The organism is Actinomadura sp. NPDC048021 (assembly GCF_040653135.1).
Taxonomy (GTDB): Bacteria; Actinomycetota; Actinomycetes; order Streptosporangiales; family Streptosporangiaceae; genus Spirillospora; species Spirillospora verrucosospora.
In genome coordinates, this window is sequence record NZ_JBEZJQ010000021.1 from 95,533 (window position 1) to 120,783 (window position 25,251).

26 protein-coding genes are annotated in these 25,251 nt (G+C 72.3%); 15 read left to right on the plus strand and 11 right to left on the minus strand.

Translation table 11 applies throughout. The features are described from left to right. Positions 1-116: 116 nt before the first annotated feature. The 9 genes from ehuA to pip form a co-directional block, all read right to left on the minus strand. Positions 117-1,064 carry an ectoine/hydroxyectoine ABC transporter ATP-binding protein EhuA gene (gene ehuA / locus AB0C87_RS30040; protein ID WP_345175312.1) on the minus strand — a complete coding sequence of 316 codons (948 nt, stop codon included), beginning with the start codon at positions 1,062-1,064 and terminating at the stop codon, positions 117-119. After that, positions 1,051-1,704: an ectoine/hydroxyectoine ABC transporter permease subunit EhuD gene (gene ehuD / locus AB0C87_RS30045; RefSeq protein WP_345175310.1), complete on the minus strand. Its 654-nt coding sequence runs from the start codon at positions 1,702-1,704 to the stop codon at positions 1,051-1,053. The genes ehuA and ehuD overlap by 14 nt, the downstream gene beginning before the upstream one ends. Continuing rightward, positions 1,704-2,420 carry an ectoine/hydroxyectoine ABC transporter permease subunit EhuC gene (gene ehuC / locus AB0C87_RS30050; RefSeq protein ID WP_345175308.1) on the minus strand — a complete coding sequence of 239 codons (717 nt, stop codon included), beginning with the start codon at positions 2,418-2,420 and terminating at the stop codon, positions 1,704-1,706. Before ehuC ends, ehuD begins: the two co-directional genes overlap by 1 nt. A 3-nt stretch (positions 2,421-2,423) precedes the next feature. Further along, complete coding sequence (gene ehuB, locus AB0C87_RS30055) at positions 2,424-3,317, minus strand: ectoine/hydroxyectoine ABC transporter substrate-binding protein EhuB (RefSeq protein WP_345175306.1); 894 nt, start codon at positions 3,315-3,317, stop codon at positions 2,424-2,426. Positions 3,318-3,419: 102 nt separating this feature from the next. Further along, the gene (gene thpD, locus AB0C87_RS30060) at positions 3,420-4,358 is read right to left on the minus strand and encodes an ectoine hydroxylase (RefSeq protein ID WP_345175304.1); all 939 of its coding nucleotides are present in this window, start codon (positions 4,356-4,358) and stop codon (positions 3,420-3,422) included. Beyond that, a complete protein-coding gene (locus tag AB0C87_RS30065; RefSeq protein ID WP_089312209.1) occupies positions 4,355-4,750 on the minus strand; it encodes an ectoine synthase in 396 nt (131 codons plus the stop codon). Before AB0C87_RS30065 ends, thpD begins: the two co-directional genes overlap by 4 nt. 34 nt (positions 4,751-4,784) lie before the next feature. Then, on the minus strand, positions 4,785-6,047 hold the full coding sequence (gene ectB, locus AB0C87_RS30070) for a diaminobutyrate--2-oxoglutarate transaminase (RefSeq protein ID WP_345175302.1): 1,263 nt from the start codon (positions 6,045-6,047) through the stop codon (positions 4,785-4,787). A gap of 53 nt (positions 6,048-6,100) precedes the next feature. After that, positions 6,101-6,649, minus strand: coding sequence for a diaminobutyrate acetyltransferase (gene ectA, locus AB0C87_RS30075; RefSeq protein WP_360580601.1), 549 nt, complete (start codon positions 6,647-6,649; stop codon positions 6,101-6,103). A gap of 616 nt (positions 6,650-7,265) precedes the next feature. Next, positions 7,266-8,234 (minus strand): prolyl aminopeptidase, encoded by a 969-nt coding sequence (gene pip / locus AB0C87_RS30080; RefSeq protein ID WP_360580603.1) that lies wholly within the window; start codon positions 8,232-8,234, stop codon positions 7,266-7,268. Between the two features lie 373 nt (positions 8,235-8,607). Between pip and AB0C87_RS30085 the strand changes: the two genes are divergently transcribed. The 14 genes from AB0C87_RS30085 to AB0C87_RS30150 all read left to right on the plus strand — a co-directional run bounded on the left by AB0C87_RS30085 (position 8,608) and on the right by AB0C87_RS30150 (position 22,436). Further along, positions 8,608-10,203: a hypothetical protein gene (locus AB0C87_RS30085; RefSeq protein WP_353832061.1), complete on the plus strand. Its 1,596-nt coding sequence runs from the start codon at positions 8,608-8,610 to the stop codon at positions 10,201-10,203. Positions 10,204-10,821: 618 nt separating this feature from the next. After that, the gene (locus AB0C87_RS30090) at positions 10,822-12,498 is read left to right on the plus strand and encodes a CTP synthase (protein ID WP_345175294.1); all 1,677 of its coding nucleotides are present in this window, start codon (positions 10,822-10,824) and stop codon (positions 12,496-12,498) included. Next, on the plus strand, positions 12,495-13,142 hold the full coding sequence (locus AB0C87_RS30095) for an NUDIX hydrolase (protein ID WP_345175292.1): 648 nt from the start codon (positions 12,495-12,497) through the stop codon (positions 13,140-13,142). The genes AB0C87_RS30090 and AB0C87_RS30095 overlap by 4 nt, the downstream gene beginning before the upstream one ends. Positions 13,143-13,178: 36 nt before the next feature. Then, complete coding sequence (locus tag AB0C87_RS30100; RefSeq protein ID WP_345175289.1) at positions 13,179-14,216, plus strand: site-specific tyrosine recombinase XerD; 1,038 nt, start codon at positions 13,179-13,181, stop codon at positions 14,214-14,216. Positions 14,217-14,422: 206 nt separating this feature from the next. Then, the gene (locus AB0C87_RS30105; protein ID WP_345175615.1) at positions 14,423-15,289 is read left to right on the plus strand and encodes a ParA family protein; all 867 of its coding nucleotides are present in this window, start codon (positions 14,423-14,425) and stop codon (positions 15,287-15,289) included. 37 nt (positions 15,290-15,326) lie between these two features. After that, the gene (locus AB0C87_RS30110; RefSeq protein WP_345175287.1) at positions 15,327-15,962 is read left to right on the plus strand and encodes a hypothetical protein; all 636 of its coding nucleotides are present in this window, start codon (positions 15,327-15,329) and stop codon (positions 15,960-15,962) included. A 119-nt stretch (positions 15,963-16,081) separates the two neighbouring features. Then, entirely contained in the window at positions 16,082-16,996 is a 915-nt protein-coding gene (locus tag AB0C87_RS30115; protein WP_360580655.1) for a segregation/condensation protein A, read from the plus strand. Then, on the plus strand, positions 16,989-17,564 hold the full coding sequence (gene scpB, locus AB0C87_RS30120; RefSeq protein WP_345175285.1) for an SMC-Scp complex subunit ScpB: 576 nt from the start codon (positions 16,989-16,991) through the stop codon (positions 17,562-17,564). The genes AB0C87_RS30115 and scpB overlap by 8 nt, the downstream gene beginning before the upstream one ends. Beyond that, complete coding sequence (locus AB0C87_RS30125) at positions 17,561-18,292, plus strand: pseudouridine synthase (protein ID WP_345175282.1); 732 nt, start codon at positions 17,561-17,563, stop codon at positions 18,290-18,292. Before scpB ends, AB0C87_RS30125 begins: the two co-directional genes overlap by 4 nt. Positions 18,293-18,377: 85 nt before the next feature. Then, entirely contained in the window at positions 18,378-18,740 is a 363-nt protein-coding gene (aroH, locus tag AB0C87_RS30130) for a chorismate mutase (protein WP_345175280.1), read from the plus strand. A 10-nt stretch (positions 18,741-18,750) separates the two neighbouring features. Beyond that, a complete protein-coding gene (locus AB0C87_RS30135; protein ID WP_360580607.1) occupies positions 18,751-19,842 on the plus strand; it encodes a prephenate dehydrogenase in 1,092 nt (363 codons plus the stop codon). A gap of 119 nt (positions 19,843-19,961) precedes the next feature. After that, positions 19,962-20,624: a (d)CMP kinase gene (cmk, locus tag AB0C87_RS30140; protein WP_360580609.1), complete on the plus strand. Its 663-nt coding sequence runs from the start codon at positions 19,962-19,964 to the stop codon at positions 20,622-20,624. Positions 20,625-20,685: 61 nt separating this feature from the next. Continuing rightward, entirely contained in the window at positions 20,686-22,059 is a 1,374-nt protein-coding gene (gene der / locus AB0C87_RS30145; RefSeq protein WP_353832076.1) for a ribosome biogenesis GTPase Der, read from the plus strand. A gap of 173 nt (positions 22,060-22,232) precedes the next feature. Continuing rightward, positions 22,233-22,436: a hypothetical protein gene (locus AB0C87_RS30150; protein ID WP_360580611.1), complete on the plus strand. Its 204-nt coding sequence runs from the start codon at positions 22,233-22,235 to the stop codon at positions 22,434-22,436. On the opposite strand, the gene AB0C87_RS30155 is transcribed toward AB0C87_RS30150, so the two are convergent. Next, positions 22,433-23,038 (minus strand): hypothetical protein, encoded by a 606-nt coding sequence (locus tag AB0C87_RS30155; protein WP_345175272.1) that lies wholly within the window; start codon positions 23,036-23,038, stop codon positions 22,433-22,435. The genes AB0C87_RS30150 and AB0C87_RS30155 overlap by 4 nt on opposite strands. A gap of 91 nt (positions 23,039-23,129) precedes the next feature. Between AB0C87_RS30155 and AB0C87_RS30160 the strand changes: the two genes are divergently transcribed. Next, positions 23,130-24,257 carry a nucleoside 2-deoxyribosyltransferase domain-containing protein gene (locus tag AB0C87_RS30160; RefSeq protein WP_360580614.1) on the plus strand — a complete coding sequence of 376 codons (1,128 nt, stop codon included), beginning with the start codon at positions 23,130-23,132 and terminating at the stop codon, positions 24,255-24,257. Between the two features lies 1 nt (position 24,258). On the opposite strand, the gene AB0C87_RS30165 is transcribed toward AB0C87_RS30160, so the two are convergent. Continuing rightward, positions 24,259-25,233 (minus strand): alpha/beta hydrolase, encoded by a 975-nt coding sequence (locus AB0C87_RS30165; RefSeq protein WP_360580616.1) that lies wholly within the window; start codon positions 25,231-25,233, stop codon positions 24,259-24,261. Positions 25,234-25,251: the final 18 nt, after the last annotated feature.

Genomic DNA, 25,251 nt, shown 5'->3' on the forward strand with positions numbered 1-25,251 from the left:
CGGCCCGGACGCCGCCCCGCGCGGGCGGCCCCGTAAAGGGAGTCGCCCGCGTCCCCGGGGCGACGGGGACGCGGGCGACGCGGGGGACGCGGTCACGGCCGGCGGGCCCGGACCGGTCAGGAGGCGAGGACGGCCTGCAGGAAGTCGCGGGTGCGCTGCTCGGACGGCTCGCCGAAGATCTGGTCCGGGGGCCCCTCCTCGACGATCTGGCCCTGGTCGAACATCAGCACCCGGTCGGAGATGTCCTTGGCGAAGGCCATCTCGTGGGTGACGCAGAGCAGGGTCAGGTCGCTCTGCCGCGCGATGTCGCGCAGCAGGTCCTGGACGCCGACCACGAGTTCGGGGTCGAGCGCCGAGGTGACCTCGTCCAGCAGCAGCACCCTCGGCTGCATGGCCAGCGCCCGCGCGATCGCCACCCGCTGCTGCTGGCCGCCCGACAGCTGGGTGGGGTGCGCGTTCTCCTTGTCCGCCAGGCCGACCAGGTCCAGCAGGCCGCGGGCCCGCTCGACCGCCTCGTCCTTGGACACCCCGAGCACGCGCACCGGCCCCTCGGTGAGGTTGCGCAGCACGTTCATGTTCGGGAACAGGTTGAACTGCTGGAACACCATGCCGACCTGCTTGCGCATCTCGTGCAGGTGCTTCTGGTTCGCCGGGACGCGCTTGCCGCCGCGGTCCATGTGCCACAGCGTCTCGTCGCCGATCCAGATCAGCCCGTCGTCGAGCTTCTCCAGCGTCATCAGCAGCCGCAGGATCGTGGTCTTGCCCGACCCGCTCGGCCCGATGAGCGTCACCCGCTCCCCGGGCGCCACGGTGAAGTCGAGCTCGCGGAGCACCACGTTGGAGCCGAACCGCTTCACCACCTTCTCGAAGCGGATGCCCGGCGCCTCGCCGCGCGGCAGCTCCGCGGCCGGCTCGGCCTTCGTGGCGGCGCCCTTCTCCGTGGACACGCCCGCGTCGGCGGCCGCCTCGCCCGGGACGGGATCGTGCGCCGTTGCGGCGCCTTCCGGGGCCGCGCGGTCCGCCGCGCCCCCGGGGTCGACTGCGTCGGTGTCAATTGGTGGCATAACGCCTCTCCAAGCGGCGGACGAGTATCGAGGATATGACGCTGACCACGACGAACAACAGGCCGACCATGGTGATCGGCTCCAGGAACTGCAGGGTCTTGGACCCGACCTGGTACGCGGAGAACAGCAGCTCCGCGACGTTGATCGCCAGCAGCATCGGCGAATCCTTGAACATCGCGATCAGATAGTTGCCGAGCGTCGGGATCACCCGCCGGATCGCCTGCGGCAGGACGACGTCCAGCCACACCCGCGAACGCGGCAGGTTCAGCGCGGTGCACGCCTCCCACTGCCCCTTCGGGACGTCGGCGATGCCGGCCCGGTACACCTCGGCCGTGTAGGTCGAGTAGTGGATCCCGAGCGTGATGGTGCCCGCGGTGAGCGACCCGATGGTCACGCCCCAGGCGGGCAGCACGAAGAACACGAAGTACAGCTGCGGGATCAGCGGCGTGGACCTGATGAACTCGGTGACCCACCGGATCACCTGGTTGAAGATCCGGCTGGGGGAGCGGCGCAGCAGCGTCCACACCAGCCCGAGGACCAGGGCGATCACGTAGCCCAGCAGCGTCGCGGTGAGCGTGTAGCGCAGCCCGTCCAGCAGGTCGGGCAGGATCTCGCCGGAATAGTGCCAGTCCCAGCTCATCAGCCGCTCACCCCCGCCCCGGGCGCGCCGGCCGCGATCGTCTTGAGGGACTGCTCAGGGGGCAGCCTGCGGCCCAGCATCCGGTCCACGCGCCGCTCGGCGTAGCGGACGAACAGCTGCAGGACCTGCGCGATCACGAAGTACAGGACGAGCACGACCGTGAAGGCCGCCACCGTCTGGCCGGTGCTGCCCTGGATGTTCTTGGAGACGCGGGTCAGGTCGACCAGACCCACCAGGGACACGATGGCGGTGCCCTTCATCAGCTCGATGATCAGGTTGCCGAACGGGGGCAGCATCAGCGCGAACGCCTGCGGCAGCAGCACGCGCCGCATGCGCTGGAACGGGGTGAAGTTCAGCGCGATCGTCGCCTCGTACTGCGCCTTCGGGACGGCGTTGATCGATCCGCGCACCACCTCGGCGCCGTAGGCGCCGACGTTCAGGCCGAGGGCCAGCACGGCCGCGAACATCGTGGAGAACCGGAGACCGATCAGGGGGAGGGCGTAGAAGAACCAGTACAGCAGCACCAGCGTGGCGTTGCCGCGGAAGAACTCCACGTACACGCGGTTCAGCCCGCGCACCCACGCGTGCCGCGACGTGCCCGCCATCCCGAAGACGAGCGCGAGCACGAGCGCCAGCGCGCCGCCGAGGAGGGTGAGCCGGATGGTGACCCACGCCCCGTCCAGCCACTGTGGATAGCTGTCGAGGACCTCGGACACGGGTCAGCCCTGGCAGAACTTGGCGGCGGTGTCCTCCGGCCGGGGCATCTCCGCCTGGGTGAAGCCGAACGGCTGCAGGACCGGCAGCAGCTTGCCGCCCTGCTGGAGCTTGGCGAGCTCGCCGTTCCAGGCGTTCAGCAGGTCCGAGTCGGCCTTGCGGAACGCGAACGCCCCGGCGCCGAGCTGCTCCTTGCCGTCGATGACGGGGGTGAACGCGTCGGTGACCTCGAAGCCCTCGCCCTTGTGCTTGGTCAGCAGGTCGGCGAGCGAGATGCGGGTCAGCCAGATGCAGTCGATGCGCCCGGCCTTCAGGCCCTCGTAGGCGCTCGCCTGGTCGGCGAACGTCTTGATGTCGCCCTTCTTGACGCCGGTCTTCTCGGCGTACCCGGCCTCGACCGCACCGGTGAGCACGCCGACCTTGGCGCCCTTCTTGCCCGGGTCCTCGGCGGCCTTGAGGCCCTTCGGGTTGCCCTGCGGCACCATGAAGGCGCTCTTGGCGACGTACTCGGGGTTGGCGAACGCCGCGGAGGCGCACCGCTCCGGCGTGATGAACATGCCGGCGGCGATCGCGTCGAAGCGCTTGGCGTTGAGCCCGCCGATGAGCCCCCCGAAGTCGACCTGGACGCCCTTGATCTCGTCGATGCCGAGGTTCTTGAAGATGGCGCGCGCGAGCTCGGGGGCCTCGCCCGTCAGCTTCCCGGACTTGTCGGTGAAGCCGTAGGGGGCCTCGTTGGCGAACCCGACCGTGATCGTCCCGGAGTCCTTGGCCTTCTGCAGCGTCCCGCCGCCGGCCTTCTCCTTCGCCGGATCCGTCGTGGAGCAGCCCGCCGCGGCCAGCGGCGCCGCGGCGGACAGCAGGACGGCGGTGCGGAGGAAGTCGCGTCTCGAGGAAGTCATCGTCGAACTCCTGGTGATGGGTGCGCTCCGCGCCCGCAGGGAGGCCGGACGGCCCCCTTGCGGGCGCGGAGCGGGGTGGATCGGGTTATCGAGTTGTGCGGCTCAGGCGCCGGCGGTCCCCTCCGGAGCGGTGTCGCCTCCGACGGGAGTGAAGTCACGGGCGCCGATGAACGAGGGACGGGGCGCGGGGGCGGAGAACGGCTCGACGCACGTGTTCTCCACGCTGTTGAACACGATGAACACGTTGGAGCGCGGGAACGGGGTGATGTTCCCGTTCGAGCCGTGCATGCAGTTGCAGTCGAACATGGTCGCCGAGCCCGCGGGTCCGGTGAACAGTTCGATCCCGTGCTTGTCGGCCAGGATGGACAGGCTGGCGGGGTCGGGCGTACCGATCTCCTGTCCGCGCAGGGACTCCTTGTAGTGGTCGTCCGGGGTCTCCCCGACACACGCCACGAAGGTCTTGTGCGAGCCAGGCATGATCATTAGCCCGCCATTGTGCACGAAATTCTCGGTGAGCGCGATGGATATGCTCACCGCGCGCATCCGGGGCATGCCGTCCTCCGCGTGCCAGGTCTCGAAGTCCGAGTGCCAGTAGAAGTCCTTGCCCGTGAAACCTGGCTTGTAGTTGACCCGGCTCTGGTGCACGTAAACATCCGAGCCGAGGATCTGCCTCGCCCGGCCGACCACGCGGGGATCGCGGACGAGTCCGGCGAACACCTCGCTGATCTTGTGCACCTCGAAGATGGAGCGGACCTCGTCCGAGCCGCGCTCGGTCACCGTGCGCTCGTCGGCCAGGATCTGCGGGTCCGACGACAGCCGGCGCAGCTCGGCCCGGAAGTCCTCGACCTCCTCCGGCGCGAGCAGCTGGTCGACCGACAGGAACCCGTTGGCCTCGAAGGAGTCGAGGGTCGCACCGTCGATGGGCCCGTCCTCCGCCCTGCCGTACACGACCGGGTCCTGGCGGTACAGCAGCGCGGCCTCGGAGGCCTTCCGGGTCGGGTAGGCGTCGTCGATCGTCGGATGGGACTCGATGATGCTCATGCGTCCTCCTCGGTCAGCAGGGGGTAGACACCGTTCTCGTCATGGACCTCCCGGCCGGTGCAGGGCGGGTTGAACACGCAGACGGTGCGCACGTCGGTGTGGGCGCGCAGGGTGTGGTGCTCGTGGCCGTCGAGCAGGTACATCACGCCCGGCTCGATCTTGTGCTTCTCGCCCGTCTCGTCGTTGGTCAGCTCGCCCTGGCCCTCGACGCAGTACACGGCCTCGATGTGGTTGGCGTACCACATCTTCGTCTCGGTCCCCGCGTACAGGATCGTCTCGTGCAGCGAGAACCCGACGCCCTCTTTGGCCAGGACGAAGCGGCGGCTGCACCAGGTCGGCGCCTGCACGTCGCGCTCCGTGCCGATGATCTCTCCGAGGGAACGAACGATCATTGAAACTCCTCTGCTGTGTCGGTGCCGGGCGGGCTCAGGCGGTGACCTTCTGGCGGACGGCCTCCACGGAGTCCGCGATGATCTCCAGGCCGGTGGCCAGGTCGGACTCGGCCGTGGTGAGCGGCGGCAGCAGCTTGACGACCTCGCCCTCGGGGCCGGAGGTCTCCATCAGCAGCCCGCGGGCGAACGCCTCGCCGCACACCTGCGTCGCGGCCTCCGGGTCCTTCATCACCAGGCCCCACGCCAGGCCGCGGCCGCGGACGCAGTCGATGGCGCCGGCGTGCGCGATCGCGATCTCGTTCAGCGCCGCCTGGACCTGCTGGCCCTTGGCGAGGGTCTGCTTCTCGAAGTCGTCGCCGGTCCAGTAGTCCTCCAGCGCGGCGACGGCGGTGATGAACGCCGGGTTGAAGCCGCGGAAGGTGCCGTTGTGCTCGCCCGGCTCCCACACGTCCAGCTCGCGCTTCATCAGCGTGATCGCGAAGGGCAGCCCGTAGCCGCTCAGGGACTTGGACAGGCAGACGATGTCCGGGGTGATCCCGGCCTCCTCGAAGCTGAAGAACGGCCCGGTGCGGCCGCACCCCATCTGCACGTCGTCGACGATGAGCAGGATGTCCTGCCGGTGGCACAGGTCCTGCAGGCCCCGCAGCCACTCGGCGGTGGCCACGTTGATGCCGCCCTCGCCCTGCACGGTCTCCACGATGACGGCGGCGGGCTTGTCCAGGCCGCTGCCGCTGTCGTCCAGCATCGTCTCGAAGAGCAGGAAGTCGGGCGTCCTGCCGTCGAGGTAGTTGTCGTAGGGCATCGCCACGCCGTGCCCGAGCGGCACGCCCGCGCCGGTGCGCTTCATCGAGTTGCCGGTGACGGCGAGCGCGCCGAGCGTCATCCCGTGGAAGGCGTTGGTGAAGCTGACGATGGTCTCCCGGCCGGTGTACTTGCGCGCCAGCTTCAGCGCCGCCTCGACCGAGTTGTTCCCCGCGGGCCCGGGGAACTGGACCTTGTAGTCGAGGTCGCGGGGCGCCAGGACGTACTCGTTGAAGCGTTCCAGGAACTCCCGCTTGGCCGTGGTGTACATGTCGAGCCCGTGCACGACGGCGTCACTGGCGAGGTAGTCCATCAGCCGGCGTTTCAGCCCCGGGTTGTTGTGCCCGTAGTTGAGGGTTCCGGCGCCGGCGAAGAAGTCGAGGTAGCGTTTGCCGTTCTCGTCGGTCATGTGGCTGCCCTGCGCGGTGGCGAACACCGTGGGCCAGCTTCTGCAGTAGCCGCGGACTTCCGATTCCATGCGGTCGAAAACGTCCATGTCTGCCTCCAGGCAGGGTCGGAGAGGAGCGGATGGGGGGCGTGGAGCGTAGGTCAGTTCGCGGCGGCGATCGGGCCGATCCTGAAGAGCACCTCGGGCTCGTGTCCCCCCTCGGGGAAGTGCTCCGCGGCGAACAGCGGGCTGCGGGCGAGCTCGCACCCGCGGGCCCTGGCGAAGGATTCGAACATGGCGGTGGAGGCGGCGTTGTCCGGCGTGACCGTGGCCTCCATGTACCGCAGCCCGCAGGGGCCGAGGCGGTCGGCCAGGCTGTCGAGCATGCGGCGGGCGAGGCCCTGTCCCCGGTGGTCGTGGTCGACGGCGACCTGCCACACGAAGAAGGTGTCCGGACGGGACGGGCGGACGTAACCGGTGATGAAGCCGCACGGGTCCGAGCCGTCACGCGCGACGACGGAAGTGTCCGCGAAATCGCGGCACCAGAGCGCGTAGCTGTACGGCGAGTTGACGTCCAGGACGCGTGAGTCCCGGGCGAGCCGCCAAAGCGCGGGTCCATCGGCGAGGCTCGGCACCTGGAGTTGCACTTCCGCGTTCGTCTCGTTGTTCCCGGGGCGTCGGGTCGGTGATTCCAGGGGTTGCGCTGCCATGTCCAGGCAATTTAGCGAATCTCGCGCGGTGATCGCAGATAGATGTTATCGACGAGATGTTTAGCCCGCTCACCACTGGGTATGGTTAGACGCTTTCCCGATTCGGGTGCAATTTGGGCGGTCTTGCCGCGGGCCGCGATCCGCTTTTCCCCGGGATACGCAGGAGGTACTTCCGGGTGCGCCGGAGATGTTGCCGGCATGCTTCCTGAATGCGACCTTAACGTTTCGTCGCGGGGTCGGGAGGGCTTTTTCGTATCGGTTATGTGAGGTAAGTCACACAGATGGGGTGTCAACGGGGCGGGTGCGGCGGGCGTCACTCCGCATCGCGGGAGGTCGCGCCGCGCCCGGGCGGGGTGGGGCGGGTGTGGGCCGAAACGCTCCACGGGGCCGTCTGTACTGACCCCTGGGGGCAGGTGCGCTCTCCGGAGGGTAAGGCCGTGCTTGCTAACGAGTTAGGAAATGGGGATTTTGGTCCGCTTCCGGGTGGCGGGGACCGGACGGGCAAACCGGACCCCGACCCGGTTACGGACACACGGAAGCTCGTAGTCGGCGAGACCGATTCAAGGTCGGCCCCGCAACGTCCGATGACGCGATGTTATCAAGCGATGACGAAGTGTCACATCTTCCCGGCGAAGCGGTCGGTCGCCTCGATCAGGTGGTGCAGGATCCCGGGCTCGCTGTAGGCGTGCCCCGCGTCGTCGACGATGTGGAAGTCCGCCTCGGGCCACGCGCGGTGCAGGTCCCACGCCGTCGCGACCGGCGTGCACATGTCGTACCGGCCCTGCACGATCACGGCCGGGATGTGGCGGATCCGGTCCACGTCCCGGATCAGCTGGTCCTCCTCGAGGAAGCCCTCGTTGGTGAAGTAGTGGTTCTCGATGCGGGCGAACGCGACGGCGTACTCCGGCTCGCCGAAGCCGCCCGCCATCTCCGGGTCCGGCCGCAGCGTCAGCGTCGAGCCCTCCCACGTCGCCCACGCCTTGGCGGCGGTGATCCGCACCTCGGGGTCCGGCGACTCGAGCCGCTCGCGGAACGCCGAGATGAGGTCCTCGCGCTCGTCCTCGGGGATCGGCTCGACGTACTTCTCCCACAGGTCGGGGAAGATCAGCGACGCGCCCTCCTGGTAGAACCAGTACAGCTCGAACGGCCGCAGGGTGAAGATGCCGCGCAGCACCAGCTCGGTCACCCGGTCGGGATGCGTCTGCGCGTACGCCAGCGACAGGGCGCTGCCCCAGCTCCCGCCGAACACCAGCCAGCGCTCGATGCCGAGGTGCTCGCGGAGCCGCTCCATGTCGGCGACCAGGTTCCAGGTGGTGTTGCTCTCCAGCGACACCTCCGGGTCCTTCGCGTGCGGCAGGCTGCGGCCGCAGTTGCGCTGGTCGAACAGGACGATCCGGTACGCCGCCGGGTCGAACTGCCGGCGGTGCGCGGGGCTGCACCCCCCGCCGGGCCCGCCGTGCAGCATCACCGCGGGCTTGCCGTCCGGGTTCCCGCAGACCTCCCAGTAGATACGGTTTCCGTCGCCGACGTCGAGCAGCCCGGAGTCGTAGGGCTCGATCGGCGGGTACAGCGTGCGAAGCTCCATGGGGCGCGATTGTTCCATCCGGCCGGCGCCGAGGTCGGATGTGACCCACGGCACCTCCCGGACGGGTCGCGCGGAGGGTGATCAGGCGTCCTGCGTGCGCGAACGCCGGACCGGCGTGGAGAGGGCAAACCCCAAACTGGGCAAACGTTCCGCTGGTCGGGACTAGAGTGCTCCTAGTGAGCGAAGCGAGGAGCCACAGGGCCGGCAGCGGAGCGAGCGAGATGTGCACAACGACCCCCGCGAACGCGGCCGTGCGCCGCCGGGCGAGGAGACACGTGAGCGAAGTGACGAGCCGTCGGGCCGGGAACGCTGCGAGCAGGGCGAGCGGCGTGCCGCCGGTCGGTCCGCTCCCGTCCGGGAGGCGAGGAGACCGGTGAGCGAGCTGAACGGATCCGGCGGTTCCCGAGGAGTCCCCGACGCGGCGACTCCCTGGCCCGCCATGGGACGCGACCCGGGCGGCGCGCAGCAGTCGCTGCCGTCCGCCCAGCAGCCCATCCAGATGGCCAAGCCCGGACAGCCCGCCCAGGCGGGCCGGCACGGGCAGACGGGGGAGATCGTGCGCCCCGACGTCGAGCAGGCCGAGGCCCAGCCCTGGGACATCGTCGAGCGGCTCCGCCAGATGGCCGACCTCATCGGCGACGCGCTCGCCGCCGGGGAGCGCAAGGTCAACGAGGCGCAGACCGAGACCGCGGCGCAGATCGCGGCCGTCCAGGCGGAGAAGGAGTCGGCGCAGCGCGACGCGGCCGCCGCCTGGGGCGAGGTGCAGCGCGCCCGCGGCCAGGCCGAGCAGGCGGAGCGGCGCGCCGTGGAGGCCGAGCGCCAGGTCGCCGACGCCGAGCGCCGCGCGGCCGAGGTGCAGAACGAAGCCGTCACGCAGATCGCGGCGCTCCAGACGGAGAAGGAGAACGCCCAGCGCGACGCTGCAGCTGCCTGGAACCAGGCCCAGCAGGGCCGCGTCCAGGCCGACCAGGCCCGCGGTCAGGCCGAGCAGGCGCGCGTCCAGGCCGACCAGGCCCGCGCGCAGGCCGACCAGGCCCGCGCGCAGATGGAGCAGTTCCAGGCGCAGGCCGAGCAGGCCGAGCGGCGCGTCGCCGAGGCCGAGGCGACCGTCCGGCAGGCGATCCAGCAGCGCGACGCCATGAGCGAGGCCCGCGACGACGCCCTGCGCGCCGTCGAGGACGCCGTCGGAGGCCGCCGCTCCGCCGAGGCCGAGCGCGACCGCGTCGCCGAGCAGGCCGGGGAGCTGTCCCGCGCGTTGGAGACCGCGCACGCCGAGCTGGCGGGGCTCCGCGCCAAGGTCACCGACGCCGAGATGACCGCGCAGAACCTGCAGCACGCCGTCGTCGCGGCGGGCAAGGAGGCCGACGAGTCCCGGCGCCGCGCCGAGGTCGCCGAGCGCCGCGCGCAGGAGAACGAGCGCCGCGCGCAGGACGCCGAACGCCGCGTGCAGGACGCCGAACGCCGGATGCAGGACGCCGAGCGCCGCGCCCAGGAGGCGGCCGGACGCGCCGACGCCGCCGAGGGCGAGCGGCAGCAGGCCCTCGACACGGCCGCCCAGTCTCTGGAGGCCGCCAAGAAGGCCGAGCGGGAGCGCGACGGCAACGCCAAGGCACGCGAGGCGGCCGAGCGTGCCCGGGAGGGGGCCGTCCAGGCGCAGGCGCGTGCCGAGTCCGAGCTGACCCTGGCCCGCGGCCGGGCCGACCAGGCCGGGCGCGAGCGCGACCAGACCGTCGCGGCGATGCGGCAGCTGGCCGCCGAGCGCGACGCCGTCGCCGAGAAGCTCGCCGAACGCGACCAGTGGGTCGACCAGCTGGCGCAGGCCGTCACGGAGCAGCGCGCCCAGATCGCCGAGCTCTCCCAGGAACGCGACGCCGCCCGCCAGGCCGCCGACCAGGCCCGCTCCCTGATCGACGAACTGACCCGCCAGCTCCGCACCATCATGCCCACCGCCGCCACCCCCCGCCTGTAGGGACGGCCCACACCCCCCGGACGAGGGGGCATCCCGGACACGACGGCGCCTTCCTGCCGCTGCGGCAGCCCTGCCAGCGGGTGAGGCGTCAGCGCGCCCATGGGTCTCACGAGGCGCCAGCGGATGGAGGTTGCCCCCGAACAGGGCGGTCGAGATCCGTCCGCCGCGACGGCCCGCGTCAGCGGATGGGGCGATTGCGCTCTTGGAGGGGGCGGGTCTCAGCGGACGAGGGGTCGCCACCAGGCGCGACGGCTGCGTTCTGCCGCTGTGGCGGCCCTGCCAGTGGGGGAGGCGGCCGCGCGCCTGCGGGGGTTGTGAGGCTTCAGTGGACGGGGGTGCCGTCGGGCGCGCTGGGCGGTGGGGCCGTCGCGCTGACGTCAGGTGGCGGCGCAACCACGCGACGACCGGAAGGTGGCGATCGCGTCCGAAGGCAGGTTCGAGCGAAGCGAGAACCTGATCGCGCAGCGAGCCGCCAGGCGAGCCGGAGCGATGCCAGCGATCGCCGCGTTTCTCGACGATGGAGGCCCCCCGGGCCGAAGGAGGAGAGAAATGCAATAAGCTAGAACCCCGTGGACAGTGCGGTACCGTCCGCCTCGTAACGACCACGGGAGCGCCTTCTTGCCTTCGGCTACCACTGGTAGGTCACGTCCTACCAAGCATCTCTTCGTCACCGGCGGTGTCGCCTCAAGCCTCGGCAAGGGTCTGACGGCGTCCAGCCTCGGGCGGCTTCTCGCCCTCCGCGGCCTCAGGGTCACCATGCAGAAGCTCGACCCCTACCTCAACGTCGACCCCGGCACGATGAACCCGTTCCAGCACGGCGAGGTCTTCGTCACCGACGACGGCGCCGAGACCGATCTGGACATCGGGCACTACGAGCGGTTCCTCGACACGGAGCTGCACGGGTCGGCGAACGTCACCACCGGCCAGGTGTACTCCAACGTGATCGCCAAGGAGCGGCGCGGGGAGTACCTCGGCGACACCGTGCAGGTGATCCCGCACATCACCAACGAGATCAAGGACCGGATCCGGGGGATGGCCGACGACGGCGACGTCGACATCGTCATCACCGAGGTGGGGGGGACGGTCGGCGACATCGAGTCGCTGCCGTTCCTGGAGTCGGTGCGGCAGATCCGGCACGAGATCGGCCGGGAGAACTGCTTCTTCCTGCACGTGTCGCTGCTGCCCTACATCGGGCCGTCCGGCGAGCTGAAGACCAAGCCGACGCAGCACTCGGTCGCCGCGCTGCGCTCCATCGGCATCCAGCCCGACGCGATCGTGTGCCGGTCGGACCGGCCGATCACCGACGGGCTCAAGCAGAAGATCAGCCTGATGTGCGACGTCGACCGCGAGGCCGTGGTGTCCGCGGTGGACGCCGCCAGCATCTACGACATCCCGAAGGTGCTGCACTCGGAGGGCCTGGACGCCTACGTGGTGCGCCGCCTGGACCTGCCGTTCCGCGACGTCGACTGGGGCGCGTGGGACGAGCTGCTGCGCCGCGTCCACAAGCCCGCCCGCGAGGTCACGATCGCGCTGGTCGGCAAGTACATCGACCTGCCCGACGCGTACCTGTCGGTCACCGAGGCGCTGCGGCACGGCGGGTTCGGCAACGACGCCAAGGTGCACATCCGCTGGGTGAAGAGCGACGACTGCGAGACGCCTGAGGGCGCCAAGCGGGAGCTGGACGGCGTCGACGGCGTCCTGGTCCCGGGCGGGTTCGGCGTCCGGGGCATCGAGGGCAAGCTCGGCGCCATCCGGCACGCCCGCGAGAACCGGGTTCCGCTGCTCGGCATCTGCCTCGGGCTCCAGTGCATGGTCATCGAGGCGGCGCGGACCCTCGGCGGGCTCGCCGACGCCGGCAGCTCCGAGTTCGACGCCACGACCGCGCATCCCGTCGTCGCCACCATGGCCGACCAGCTCGACGTCGTGGCGGGGGAGCGCGACATGGGCGGCACGATGCGGCTCGGCCTCTACCCGGCCGACCTGGCCGACGGGTCGGTCGTGCGGGAGCTGTACGGGGAGGCGAAGGTGTCCGAGCGGCACCGGCACCGCTACGAGGTCAACAACTCCTACCGCGAGCGACTGGAGCAGGCGGGGCTGCGGTTCTCGGGCCTGTCGCCCGACGGCCGCCTGGTGGAGTACGTCGAGCTGCCCCGCGAGCAGCACCCGTTCTTCGTCGGGACCCAGGCGCACCCGGAGTTCCGGTCCCGTCCGACCCGCCCGCATCCGCTGTTCACCGGCCTCGTGTCCGCCGCCCTCGGCTACGCCGAGGCCCGCGCGGACGGGGACGCCTCGTGAGCGGCGGCGAGGAGCTGGGCCCGGGCGACGTCCGCGACCGTCCCGACCGCTGGAAGGTCGTGGAGTCCTCCACGCCCTTCCGGGGGCGCGTCTTCAGCGTCCGCAGCGACCGGGTGGAGATGCCGCGCGGCGAGGGCACCGAGGCCGTGACGCGGGACGTCATCGAGCACACCGGCTCGGTCGGCGTCATCGCCGTCGACGACCGCGACCGGGTGCTGCTGCTGCGGCAGTACCGGCACCCGGTGGCGCGGCAGTTGTGGGAGGCGCCCGCCGGTCTGCGGGACGTGGAGGGCGAGCCCCTGCACAAGCTCGCCGAGCGGGAGCTGCTGGAGGAGGCCGGGTACCGCGCCGAGCGCTGGGACACCCTGATCGACGTCTTCCCGTCGCCCGGCATGGCCGACGAGCGCATCCGGATCTTCCTTGCGCGCGGTCTCACCGAGGTCCCGGCCGACGAGATCGACTTCGAGCGCGTCCACGAGGAGGCCGACATGCCGGTCGTGTGGGTGCCGCTGGAGGAGGCGGTCCGCAAGGTGTTCGCCGGTGAGCTGCACAACATGATCGCGTGCATGGGGGTCCTCGCGGTGCGCGCCGCACGCGACTCGGGTTTCGCGGACCTGCGCCCCGTCGACGCGCCGGAGGACTGAGCCGGATGAGGTCCCCCTCCGGTCGCCGGAGGGGGCATGATGGGCGGGTCCCCGGAGCCCACGGCCGGAAGAGGTGCCGTCCTGTCCCCGAGCCCGTCCTCCCGGAGCACCGCGCGGCGCCCCGAACGCGACGCCGGCGCTGGGTCCGCGCTCGACTCGGCCGTGCGCGCCTACCTGGGGCACCTGGCCGTCGAGCGCGGTCTCGCCGCCAACACGCTCAGCTCCTACCGCCGCGACCTGCGCCGCTACGCGCAGGTGCAGGCGGGGCGGGGCCGGGAGGCCGTCGGGGAGATCGCGGAGGAGGACGTCCGCGCGTTCCTGGTGGGGCTGCGCGAGGGCGACGGGGAGCATCCGCCGCTGTCGGCGGGCTCGGCGGCGCGGGCGCTGGTGGCGGTCCGGGGGCTGCACCGGTTCGCGCTGCGCGAGGGGCTCGCCGCCGGCGACCCCGCCCATGACGTCAAGCCGCCCACGCCGCCGCGCCGGCTGCCGAAGGCGATCTCGCTGGAGGACGTCGAGCGCCTGCTGGCGGCGGCGGCCGGTCCGTCCGGCGACCCCGGCACCGCGCGCGGCCTGCGCGACCGGGCGCTGCTGGAGCTGCTCTACGGGTCGGGCGCGCGCATCTCCGAGGCCGTCGGCCTGGACGTCGACGACCTCGACCTGCGGGACGGGTTCGCCCGCGTGGCCGGCAAGGGCGGCAAGGCGCGGGTCGTGCCCATCGGCGACTACGCCCGCGAGGCCGTGGACGCCTACCTGGTGCGGGCCCGCCCCGAGCTGGCCGGGGCCGGGCGGGGCGGCCCGGCGCTGTTCCTGAACGCGCGCGGCGGACGGCTGTCGCGGCAGGGCGCCTGGATGGTGCTGCGCGCCGCCGCCGACCGGGCGCAGCTGTCGGAGGTGTCCCCGCACACGCTGCGGCACTCGTTCGCCACGCACCTGCTGGACGGCGGGGCCGACGTCCGCGTCGTCCAGGAACTGCTGGGGCACGCCTCGGTCACCACCACGCAGGTCTACACTCTCGTCACCGTCCAGCTGCTGCGCGAGGTGTACGCGACCTCGCACCCGAGGGCGCGGAACTGACCCGCTCCGCGGGCGCGGCGGACAGGCACTAAGGGACGAATCGGGCCATCCGGCACATCGACAAATCGCGACGTTCGTTGCGCGTCGGCTTGAGCGACGGGGTGGACGGGCCTAGAGTCCCCGTTCTGGATGGCATTTCCAGGCCGCCGGGGAGGGATCTGGTGACCAGCACTAACAGTGCGGATGGAGTCCTCTCCTCCGCCACCATAGAGACCGACCCGAGTCGCGCCCTCGGGCCCACTCAGCGACCCGTGCCGGTGTTCCCGGAGCCGGAGCCGCTGGCCGAGCACGGGCCCGCGCGGATCGTGGCCGTGTGCAACCAGAAGGGCGGCGTCGGCAAGACCACCACGACGATCAATTTGGGCGCCGCGCTCGCCGAGTACGGCCGCCGCGTCCTGCTCGTCGACTTCGACCCGCAGGGCGCCCTGTCGGTGGGCCTCGGCAAGGGCGACCCCCGCCAGCTCGAGGTGACGATCCACAACCTGCTGCTCGAACGCGACACCGAGTGGGAGGACGTCGTCATCGAGACCGGCGTCGACGGGATGGACCTGCTGCCGAGCAACATCGACCTGTCCGGCGCCGAGGTCCAGCTCGTCCACGAGGTCGGCCGCGAGTACATCCTGCAGGGCGCGCTGAAGTCGGCGGTCGACCACTACGACTACATCCTCATCGACTGCCAGCCCTCGCTCGGCCTGCTCACCGTGAACGCGCTGGCCGCCAGCGAGGGCGTGCTGATCCCGCTGGAGTGCGAGTACTTCGCGATGCGCGGCGTCGCGCTGCTGATGGAGACGATCGAGAAGGTGCAGGGCCGGATCAACCCGGGCCTGGTCATCGACGGCGTCCTCGGCACCATGTACGACTCGCGGACGCTGCACACCCGGGAGGTCCTCGGGCGCATCGTCGAGGCGTTCGGCGACAAGGTGTTCCACACCGTGATCAACCGTACGGTGCGGTTCCCCGACGCGACCGTCGCGGGGGAGCCGATCACTTTCTTCGACCCCAGCTCGATGGGCGCGAACGCCTACCGCAGCCTCGCCCGCGAGGTCCTCATCCGGTGGGCCGAGTTCGAGTGAGGCCGCCCGGCCGCCGCTGATCCCGAGGGAGCGCACCATGGGCCACCCCCCGCCCGCGCCGTACGGCCCGCCGCCCGGCGCCCTCCCGCCGCCCTCGCCGACCCGGGGGCGGGGCCCGCTGGTCATCGTGCTGGTCGCGGTGACCGCCGTGGTGCTGGTCGCGGTCTGCGGCCTCGGGGCCTATCTGGTCCTGCGCGAGGACGGCGGCTCCTCGGCCGCCGCCTCGTCCGGCCCGGTCGACCTGCGCGTGCCGTTGACGTTCCAGCTCGTGGCGAGCGTGACCGCCCCGCCGTGCGCGGGCGGCGCCGTCACCGTCACGGGCGCCTCCGAGTGCTACACGCTGGGTCCGGACACCTTGGCGGTGCGCCGGCTGGAGAAGATCGAGGCCGTCCCGCCCGACCCGGCGCGCGGCAGCCCCGGATGGTCCGTCGCGCTGACGCTGACCTCGGCGGACGCGCCCCGCTTCGCCGAACTGACCCGCAGGGCCGCCGCGGCCTTCGCCGCCCGGGAGCCCGGCGGGCGGATGGCGATGCTCGTCGGCGGGGCCCTCGTGTCGGAGCCCGCGCAGGTGATGCAGGCCATCACCGGCGGCGAAGTGGAGATCAACGGACCCGCCGCCACCTTCACCCGCGCCTACGCGGAAGGCCTCGTCCGGCGGATGACGGGGCGGTAGCGCCCGCCCGCGGCGGCGTCACCGCCGGTGATCGCGGCTGGTGCGAGCGCGCGCCGGGGCATGGGACGATGGGGCCGGTGAGCACAGGGCACGAGGAGCTCTCCGCTACCGTGAGCGACGTGGACGCGACGTCGCCCGAGCCGGGGCGCGAGACCGACGAGGAGCAGGGGTTCCGCGTCCGCCTGGACAACTTCGAGGGCCCCTTCGACCTGCTGCTCGGACTGATCTCCAAGCACAAGCTCGACATCACCGAGGTGTCGCTGCACAAGGTCACCGACGACTTCATCGCCCACATCCGCTCGCACGGCGCGGAGTGGGACCTCGACCAGGCCAGCCACTTCCTGCTGGTCGCCGCGACCCTGCTGGACCTCAAGGCCGCCCGGCTGCTGCCGTCCGGCGAGGTCGACGACGAGGAGGACCTGGCGCTGCTGGAGGCCCGCGACCTGCTGTTCGCGCGGCTGCTGCAGTACCGGGCGTACAAGGAGGTCGCGCGGGTGATCGCGGCGCGCGTCGCCGACGCGAGCCGCCGGTTCCCGCGCCTGGTCCCGATGGAGCCGAAGTTCGCCAACCTCCTGCCGGAGGTGCTGCTCGGCCTCGGCCCGCAGGAGTTCGCGCGGCTCGCCGCCAAGGCGCTCGCCCCGAAGACGCCGCCGTCGGTCTCGGTCGAGCACATGTACCAGCCGAAGGCCAGCGTCAAGGAGCAGGCCGCGATCGTCGTGGAGCTGCTCCGCCGGCTGCGCCGGACCACCTTCCGCGTCCTGGCGGCCGACGCCGAGGGCACCTACGAGGTGGTCGCCCGGTTCCTGGCCCTGCTGGAGCTGTACCGGGAGCAGGCGGTCACGTTCGAGCAGGACGAGCCCCTCGGCGAGCTCCACGTCACCTGGACCGGAACCGACGACGGCGACGTCGAGGTCGGCGACGACTACGAGGGCGCCGCGAAGAAGGACTCCGCGGAGGGCGCCGCCGGGGACGCCGCCGGGGACGCCGCCGGACCCGACGAGAAGAGCCGGAAGGACGAGGAAGACGATGAGTGAGGAACCCGGCGCGGACGCGCCGGAGCTTCCGGGGCTGCGCGCCTCGATCGAGGCGATCCTGCTCGTGGTGGACGAGCCGGTCACCGAGATGACGCTCGCGCAGCTGCTGGAGCGGCCCCGCGGCGAGGTCGCCGCGACGCTGCGGGAGCTGGCCGCGGAATACACCGAGCAGGGCCGGGGGTTCGACCTCAGGGAGGTCGCCGGCGGCTGGCGGTTCTACACCCGGGACGTCTGCGCCCCGGTGGTGGAGCGGTTCGTCACCGACGGGCAGCAGGCGCGGCTCACCCAGGCCGCACTTGAGACGCTCGCCGTCGTCGCCTACCGGCAGCCGGTGAGCCGGGCCCGCGTGTCGGCGATCCGCGGCGTCAACAGCGACGGCGTCATGCGGACGCTGACCCTGCGCGGCCTGATCGAGGACGCCGGGCAGGACCCGGAGTCGCAGGCCCACCTCTACCGGACCACCGGGTACTTCCTGGAGCGGCTGGGGCTGCGCGATCTCGACGAGCTTCCCGAGCTCGCCCCCTACCTTCCCGATGACCTTCCAGAAGAGATAGTTGAGGACGCGTGAGCGAGAACGAGGGCGTACGCCTGCAGAAGGTCCTGGCCGAGGCCGGGATCGGCAGCCGCCGCCACTGCGAGGAGCTGATCGGCGAGGGCCGCGTCACCGTCAACGGGCACAAGGTGTTCCGCTTCGGTGAGCGCGTCGACCCGCGGAGCGCCGTCATCCATGTGGACGGCAAGCGGGTCGAGACCAGGTCCGAGATGCGCTACTACGCCATCAACAAGCCGCGCGGCGTGGTGTCGACCATGGCGGACGAGCGGGGCCGCAAGTCCCTGGCCGACTACGTGGAGGTGCCCGAGCGGCTGTTCCACGTGGGGCGGCTGGACACCGACACCGAGGGCCTGATCCTGCTCACCAACGACGGTGAGCTGTCGCACCGGCTGACCCACCCGTCCTACGGGGTGTTCAAGACCTACCTGGCGGAGATCCACGGTCCGATCCCGCGCGACCTCGGCAAGCGGCTCAGGGCCGGAGTCACCCTGGACGACGGCCCCGCCAAGGCCGACAAGTTCCGCATCTTCGACCAGGTCGGCCGGCGCGTGCTGGTCGAGATCACCCTGCACGAGGGGCGCAAGCACATCGTCCGGCGGCTGCTGAAGGAGGTCGGCTTCCCCGTCCAGCAGCTCGCCCGCGTCGAGTTCGGGCCGATCAAGCTTGGCCAGCTGAAGCCGGGCGGGATGCGGGCGCTCACCGTCCAGGAGATCGGCGAGCTGTACAAGGCCGTGGGCCTGTAGAGGCACCGGACACGACGACGACACCGGACACGACGACGACACCGGACACGACGACGACACCGGACACGACGAGGGGGAAACGACTGTGACGGTACGCGCGGTCCGCGGCGCGACGCAGATCGACGCCGACGACCGGGACCAGATCCTGGAGGCGACGACCGAGCTCGTCTCGGAGGTGATGGCCCGCAACGGGCTGACCACCGACGACGTCATCAGCGTCATCTTCACGGTGACGCCGGACCTGACGGCCGAGTTCCCGGCGCTCGCCGCCCGCAAGCTCGGGTTCCACGAGGTGCCGCTGCTGTGCGCCACCGAGATCGGCGTCCCCGGCGCGCTGCCGCGGGTCATCCGGCTGATGGCGCACATCGCGACGGACCGTCCCCGCTCCGACGTCCAGCACGTGTACCTGCGCGGCGCCACGGCGCTCCGGCTGGACATCGCACAGTAGGGTTTCCGACGTGAGCGAGGACGTGGTGGCGCGGCGGATCGTCGTGGTCGGGACGGGCCTGATCGGGACGTCGATCGCCCTGGCGATGCGGGAGCGCGGCTCCGAGGTGCTGCTGACCGACCGGGACCCGGCGGCGCTGGCCCTGGCCGTGGAGCTGGGCGCGGGCGAGGCGCTGCCGGACGGGGCGCGGGGGGAGCCCGCCGACCTGGCGGTGCTCGCGGTGCCGCCGGCGGCGGTGGCGGTGACGCTGCTGGACGCGCAGAAGCGCGGCCTGGCGACCGCCTACACCGACGTGGCCAGCGTGAAGGCGCTGCCGCTGGCCCAGGCGGCCGAGCTCGGCTGCGACCTGACCACGTTCGTGGCGGGCCACCCCCTGGCCGGGAGCGAGCGGTCCGGGCCGAGCGCGGCGCGGCCCGACCTGTTCCTCGGCCGCCCGTGGGCGCTGTGCGCGCCCCCGGAGGCGACGCCGGAGACGGTCGAGGTCGTGACGGGCCTGGCGCAGGCGTGCGGCGCGATGCCGGTCCAGGTGGACGCCGCCGAGCACGACCGGGCCGTCGCGCTGGTCTCGCACGCCCCGCACGTGGTGTCGGCGGCGGTCGCCGCCCGCCTGACCGGCGCCGACGACGTGGCGCTCGGCCTGTCCGGGCAGGGCGTGCGCGACGTCACCCGGATCGCGGCGAGCGATCCCCGGCTGTGGATCGGCATCCTGTCGGCCAACTCGGCGCCCGTCGCCGACGTGCTGGAGGCGGTCGCCACCGATCTCGCGGTGGCGGCGTCGCTGCTGCGCGACGGCAGCGAGGAGGCCGCGACGCACGTCGCCGACCTGCTGCTGCGCGGGAACGCGGGCCGGTCCCGCATCCCCGGCAAGCACGGCGGCGACCAGCCCGCCTACGCGACGGTGCAGGTGGTCATCCCCGACCGGCCGGGCGAGCTGGCGATGATCTTCCAGGCGGCGGGGATCGCGGGGGTCAACATCGAGGACGTGACCATCGAGCACTCCCCGGGCCGCCCGCTCGGTGTGCTGGAGCTGTCGGTCGTCCCGGAGGCGGCCGAGCGGCTGGCGGAGGAGCTGCGCGCCCGCGGCTGGTCGGTGCCCGGCTAGGCCGCAGTGGTGCCGGGAGGCCGGTAACCTGGGGCGCCGAAGACTTGCTCCGGGGGGCTTCGGCACGCCGGCGCGGCGACGAGCGCCGCCCGCTTCACGACGACAGAGAAGGAGCGATCGTGCCGCTCGTCATCGCCATGGACGGTCCGTCCGGGTCGGGGAAGTCCAGCGCGTCCAAGGGCGTCGCCCGGGCGCTCGGGCTGCGCTACCTGGACACGGGCGCCATGTACCGCGCCATGACGTGGTGGATGCTGGAGAACGGCGTGCCGGTCGAGGACGGCGCCGCGGTCGCGGCCCGCGTGCAGGACCCGGTGATCGAGTCCGGCACCGACCCGGCGGCGCCGACGATCACGGTGGACGGGACGGACGTGTCCGGCCCGATCCGCACCCGCGCGGTGACGAACGCGGTCAGCGCCGTCAGCTCCGTCCCGGCGGTGCGCGCCCGGCTCGTGGAGCTCCAGCGCGAGATCATCGGAGCCGGCGGGATCGTGGTGGAGGGGCGCGACATCGGGACGGCCGTCGCGCCGGAGGCCCCGGTCAAGGTGTTCCTGACGGCGAGCGCCGAGGTCCGCGCGGCGCGCCGCGCGAAGGACCTGGCCGCCGACCCGGGCGCGTCGGTGACGGTCACGCAGGCCGAGCAGGAGCGGCGGGACCGGCTGGACTCGACGCGCAAGGCCTCGCCGCTGGCCAAGGCGGCGGGCGCGCACGAGATCGACTCGACCGGGCTGAGCCTGGACGAGGTCATCGAGGCGGTCGTCCGCCTCGCCAAAGAGCATGAGTGAGCGGGCGGCCTGACGGCTCCCGCCGGGGAATGTGACAGTGAGCGATTTCGAGATCGAAACGGTGGACGCCGTCGAGGACGCCGTCGAGGACGTCGACCAGGACGCGGGCCCGGCGCCGGTCGTGGCCGTGGTGGGGCGGCCGAACGTCGGCAAGTCCACCCTGGTCAACCGGATCATCGGCCGGCGTGAGGCCGTCGTGGAGGACGTCCCGGGCGTGACCCGCGACCGGGTCGCCTACGACGCGGCGTGGAGCGGGCGCCGGTTCACCGTCGTCGACACCGGCGGCTGGCTGCCGGACTCCTCCGGCCTGGCGGCGGCGATCGCCGAGCAGGCGCGGCTGGCGGTCGAGCTGGCCGACGTGGTGATGTTCGTGGTGGACGCGACCGTGGGCGCCACGGACGTGGACGAGGCCGTGGTGGAGATCCTGCGCCGGTCCGGCAAGCCGGTGGTGCTGGTCGCCAACAAGGTCGACGACGTGGGCGCCGAGTCCGACGCGGCGCTGCTGTGGTCGCTCGGCATCGGCGAGCCGCACCCGGTCAGCGCCCTGCACGGGCGCGGCAGCGGCGACCTGCTCGACGCGGTGCTGGACGCGCTGCCCGAGGAGCCCCCGGCGGAGACGTTCGGCGAGGCCGGCGGGCCGCGCCGCGTCGCGCTGCTCGGCCGCCCGAACGTCGGCAAGTCGAGCCTGCTGAACAAGCTGGCGGGGGAGAACCGCGCCGTCGTGGACTCGGTGGCGGGCACGACCCGCGACCCGGTCGACGAGCTGATCGAGCTGGGCGGCAAGACGTGGCGGTTCATCGACACCGCCGGGATCCGGCGCCGGCACCGCGAGAACCAGGGCGCCGACTTCTACGCGACGCTGCGGACGCGGTCGGCGCTGGAGCGCGCCGAGGTCGCGGTCGTGCTGGTGGACGCCGACCAGCCGCTCGCCGAGCAGGACCTGCGGATCATCTCCATGGTGATCGAGTCGGGCCGGTCGCTGGTCATCGCCTACAACAAGTGGGACCTGCTCGACGAGGAGCGCCGCCACTACCTCGAACGCGAGATCGACCGGCAGCTGCACACCGCGCGGTGGGCGCCGCGGGCGAACATCTCCGCCAAGACCGGGCGGCACATGGAGAAGCTGGTGCCGGCCATCGAGACGGCGCTGGAGGGCTGGGGCACCCGCGTCCCGACGTCCAAGCTGAACCAGTTCTTCGCCGACCTGGTGAACTCGCATCCGCACCCGGTGCGGGGCGGCAAGCAGCCGCGCGTGCTGTTCGCTACGCAGGCGGGGGTGCGGCCGCCGCGGTTCGTGCTGTTCACGTCGGGCTTCCTCGAGGAGGGCTACCGGCGGTTCATCGAGCGGCGGCTGCGGGAGGAGTTCGGGTTCGACGGGACGCCCCTCGACATCACGATGAAGATCCGCGAGAAGCGCGGCAAGGGCAAGAAGTAGCCGAAATGTCACGCGCGGCCCGCCGGGGAGCTTCCCCCGCCGGGCCGCCTCGTGGCAGGATGCACCTGCGGGGCGAGTAAGTCTTCCATTACTCGCTGGTCCCGCGACGGACGCGTTCGCACGTCCGGGCGGCCGGGTCTCCCCGGCGCCGGGACGCGGTCGAGGGGTGTGACGTGAAGCTCTTGCTGCTCATCGCCGTCGCCGTCGCCTGCGTGGCGCTCAGCTTCGCATGGCGGGAGCCCTGGATCGGCGGCGTCGGCCTGCTGGTCGCCTTCGTCGCCATGTTCACCGACCGCGACGACGTGCGGCTCGACGACGAGCGCGGCAGCTACGAGACCACCAGGTCGGTCCGCAACATGCGCGGCCGGGGCCGCTAGCGTTCCCAGCGGGTGTCGCCCGCGACGTGCTGGTCGCCGGTGGGCGGCTGGGCCTGGCCGGGCTGGTTCTCCCGCGCGTAGCGCCCGTACACGAGCGGTTGGGTGGTGTTGGACCCGGGCGGTTGTTCGGGCTCCTCCAGCCGCCGCTCGCGGACGCCGACCACCGCGAACCTGCCGAGCGCGAGCGCGGCGAGGAACACGATCACGACGCCGAGGCCGGTGAAGCCGGCGAGCTGCTCGGCGACGCGCCGCCCCTCGCTCGCGCCGAGGGGGGCGCCGACGCCCGGGACGTTCCACAGCGTGGCGAGGGTCGGCCCGACGGCGAACCAGGCGCCGGCGAGCGCTGCCAGCCAGCCGCCGAACATCCCGACGGCGCGGTTGGCGCTGAACAGCAGGATCAGCCCGCCCAGAACCGTGGCGGCTCCGGGGGCGATGCTGAGCTGCAGGCGGTCGGCGGTGTAGACCCAGGTGTCGTCCGGCGTGAATCCGAAGTGGAAGTAGGGGCCGACGAGGGGCAGCAGCGCGCCCCACAGCCCCAGCAGGATCAGCAGGATGCCGCTGAGGACGCCTCGGGTGCGCGGAACTCGCATGGTCCCAGCCATGATCGATTCCTCCTGACCGGGAGTGTGATTCTCTTATCAGCAGCGTTTACCCGTTGGTAAGCGGTCCACACGGCCAGAAAGGAGGCGCCGCATGGACGACGGCGTCACCCTCGTCCACGCGCGGGAGGAGCCGCCGGACCGCTGGGACGCGGCCGTCTTCCTCGCGGGCCCCACGCCCCGGGCGCCCGGGGTCGCCTCGTGGCGGCCCGGCGCCCACGCCGAGCTGCGGGACCGCTGGCGCGGCGGACGGCTCGTGGTGTTCGACCCCGAGCACCGGAAGGGCCGCTACGACGACTACGACGGCCAGATCGAGTGGGAGGAGCGCTGCCTGCACCTGGCCGACGAGGTCGTCTTCTGGGTGCCGCGCGACCTCGCGACCATGCCCGCCTTCACCACGAACGTGGAGTGGGGGATGTGGCACGACAGCGGCCGGGCGGTGTTCGGCGCGCCGCCGGAGGCGCCGAGGAACGGCTACCTGCGGCACTACGCGGAGAAGTCCGCGGTGCCGACGGCCTCCAGCCTGCCGGAGACGGTCGCGGCGGCGCTGCGCCGGATCGGCGCCGGCGCGCCCCGGGCCGGAGGGGAGCGCGAGGTCCCGCTGCTGCTGTGGCGGGACGCGGCGTTCCAGCGCTGGTACGCGGGCCAGCGGGGCGCGGGCAACGCGCTGCTCGGGGCGCGGGTGGTGTTCCGGTTCGGGGTGTGCTGGGGCCTGCGCGTCCGGGTCCGCGTGGCCGCGGAGGACCGGGTGAAGGACAACGAGATCGTCATCGGGCGGCCGGACATCTCGGCGGTCGTGCTGTACCGGCCCGGCGCGACGCTCGACGAGACGCAGGTCGTGCTCGTCCGGGAGTTCCGGAGCGCGGGCGCGGACGGGGCCGTCCACGAGCTGCCGGGCGGTTCCGGGCCGGGCGGCCCCCGCGAGGTGGCGCTCGCGGAGGTCGCCGAGGAGACGGGGCTGGCGCTGGAGCCCGGCCGGCTGCGCGAGCACCGCTCCCGCCAGGTGAACGCGACCCTCTCGGCGCACCGCGCGCACCTGTTCTCCGCCGAGGTCACCGCCGAGGAGCTGGAGCGGCTCCGGGGCTCGGGCCCGTACGGGGCGGCGGCGGCCGGCGAGCGCACCTACGTCGTGGTGGCCGCGTTCGGGCGGATCAGGCGGGAGGGGCTCGTGGACGCCGCCAACCTCGGGATGATCGCCGAGGCGCTGCTGGAGGCGCGCTGACTCAGCCGTCCAGGGCGTCGCGGACGAACGCGCCGAGCGCGGCGATCGCGGCGCGCGACTCGGGCAGGTACGGCCCGAACATCTGGAACACGTGCAGCTGCCGGTCCCACACCTGGAGCGTGACCGGCACCCCGGCCTCGGCGAGGCGCCGCGCCATCAGCTCGGAGTCGCAGTACAGCAGCTCGGTGGACCCGGCGGTGAGCAGGACGGGCGGCAGCCCCGCGAGGTCGGCGCGGACGGGGGAGATCGCCGGGTCGGTGAGGTCGAGGTGGCCGAGGAACCCCTCGACGAGGCGTTCCAGCAGCGCCCCGGGGTCGGAGGGGTCGAGGCCCATGTTGGCGTGGGCGAGCTTCCCGGTCAGGTCCATGTCGAGCATGGGGGACAGGGCCGCGAGCGCGGCGGGCATGGGCAGCCCCTCCTCGCGGGCGCGCAGCGCCGTGGCGAAGGTGAGGTGCCCGCCCGCCGAGTCGCCCATGATCACGATGCGCCCGGGGTCGATGTCGCGCTCCTCCAGCAGCCACCGGTAGGCGGTGACGCAGTCCTCGACCTCCCGCTCGAACGGGACCGCGGGGATCATCCGGTAGTCCACCGACAGCGCCGTGGCGCCGGACGCGGCCGCGAACGAGGCGACCATCCGGCGGTGCGTGTTGAGGCCGCAGGAGATCCAGCCGCCGCCGTGCAGGTAGAGGATCGCCTCGTCGCGCGGCGGCGCGGCGCCGGGCGCGGACACCCACTCGGCGCCGAAGCCGTCGAGGCGGACCTTCTCCACGCGGACGCGCCGCGGCGTCCCGGCCCGCGCCGCGAGCCGGTCGATGAGCGCGGCGCGGCGCAGCGCCCGTTCGTCGAACGGCCGGCCCGCGAACCGGGCGAGGCCGGGGCGCACCAGCCGCCGGACGCCCGCCGAGACCGCCCGGGAGCGCAGGCTCGCCGTCCCGTGCCGTTCGATCACCAGGGTCGCGGGGCCTTGTGCCGTCACGGGTCCTCCTCGCCTCGG

Excerpts from the sequence above, each read along its gene's own strand:
- ehuA (WP_345175312.1), bottom strand. The coding sequence starts at position 1,064 with ATGCCACCAATTGACACCGACGCAGTCGACCCCGGGGGCGCGGCGGAC.
- ehuD (WP_345175310.1), bottom strand. The coding sequence starts at position 1,704 with ATGAGCTGGGACTGGCACTATTCCGGCGAGATCCTGCCCGACCTGCTG.
- ehuB (WP_345175306.1), bottom strand. The coding sequence starts at position 3,317 with ATGACTTCCTCGAGACGCGACTTCCTCCGCACCGCCGTCCTGCTGTCC.
- thpD (WP_345175304.1), bottom strand. The coding sequence starts at position 4,358 with ATGAGCATCATCGAGTCCCATCCGACGATCGACGACGCCTACCCGACC.
- AB0C87_RS30065 (WP_089312209.1), bottom strand. The coding sequence starts at position 4,750 with ATGATCGTTCGTTCCCTCGGAGAGATCATCGGCACGGAGCGCGACGTG.
- ectB (WP_345175302.1), bottom strand. The coding sequence starts at position 6,047 with ATGGACGTTTTCGACCGCATGGAATCGGAAGTCCGCGGCTACTGCAGA.
- ectA (WP_360580601.1), bottom strand. The coding sequence starts at position 6,649 with ATGGCAGCGCAACCCCTGGAATCACCGACCCGACGCCCCGGGAACAAC.
- pip (WP_360580603.1), bottom strand. The coding sequence starts at position 8,234 with ATGGAGCTTCGCACGCTGTACCCGCCGATCGAGCCCTACGACTCCGGG.
- AB0C87_RS30100 (WP_345175289.1), top strand. The coding sequence starts at position 13,179 with ATGATGGGCGGGTCCCCGGAGCCCACGGCCGGAAGAGGTGCCGTCCTG.
- AB0C87_RS30110 (WP_345175287.1), top strand. The coding sequence starts at position 15,327 with ATGGGCCACCCCCCGCCCGCGCCGTACGGCCCGCCGCCCGGCGCCCTC.
- scpB (WP_345175285.1), top strand. The coding sequence starts at position 16,989 with ATGAGTGAGGAACCCGGCGCGGACGCGCCGGAGCTTCCGGGGCTGCGC.
- AB0C87_RS30155 (WP_345175272.1), bottom strand. The coding sequence starts at position 23,038 with ATGGCTGGGACCATGCGAGTTCCGCGCACCCGAGGCGTCCTCAGCGGC.
- AB0C87_RS30160 (WP_360580614.1), top strand. The coding sequence starts at position 23,130 with ATGGACGACGGCGTCACCCTCGTCCACGCGCGGGAGGAGCCGCCGGAC.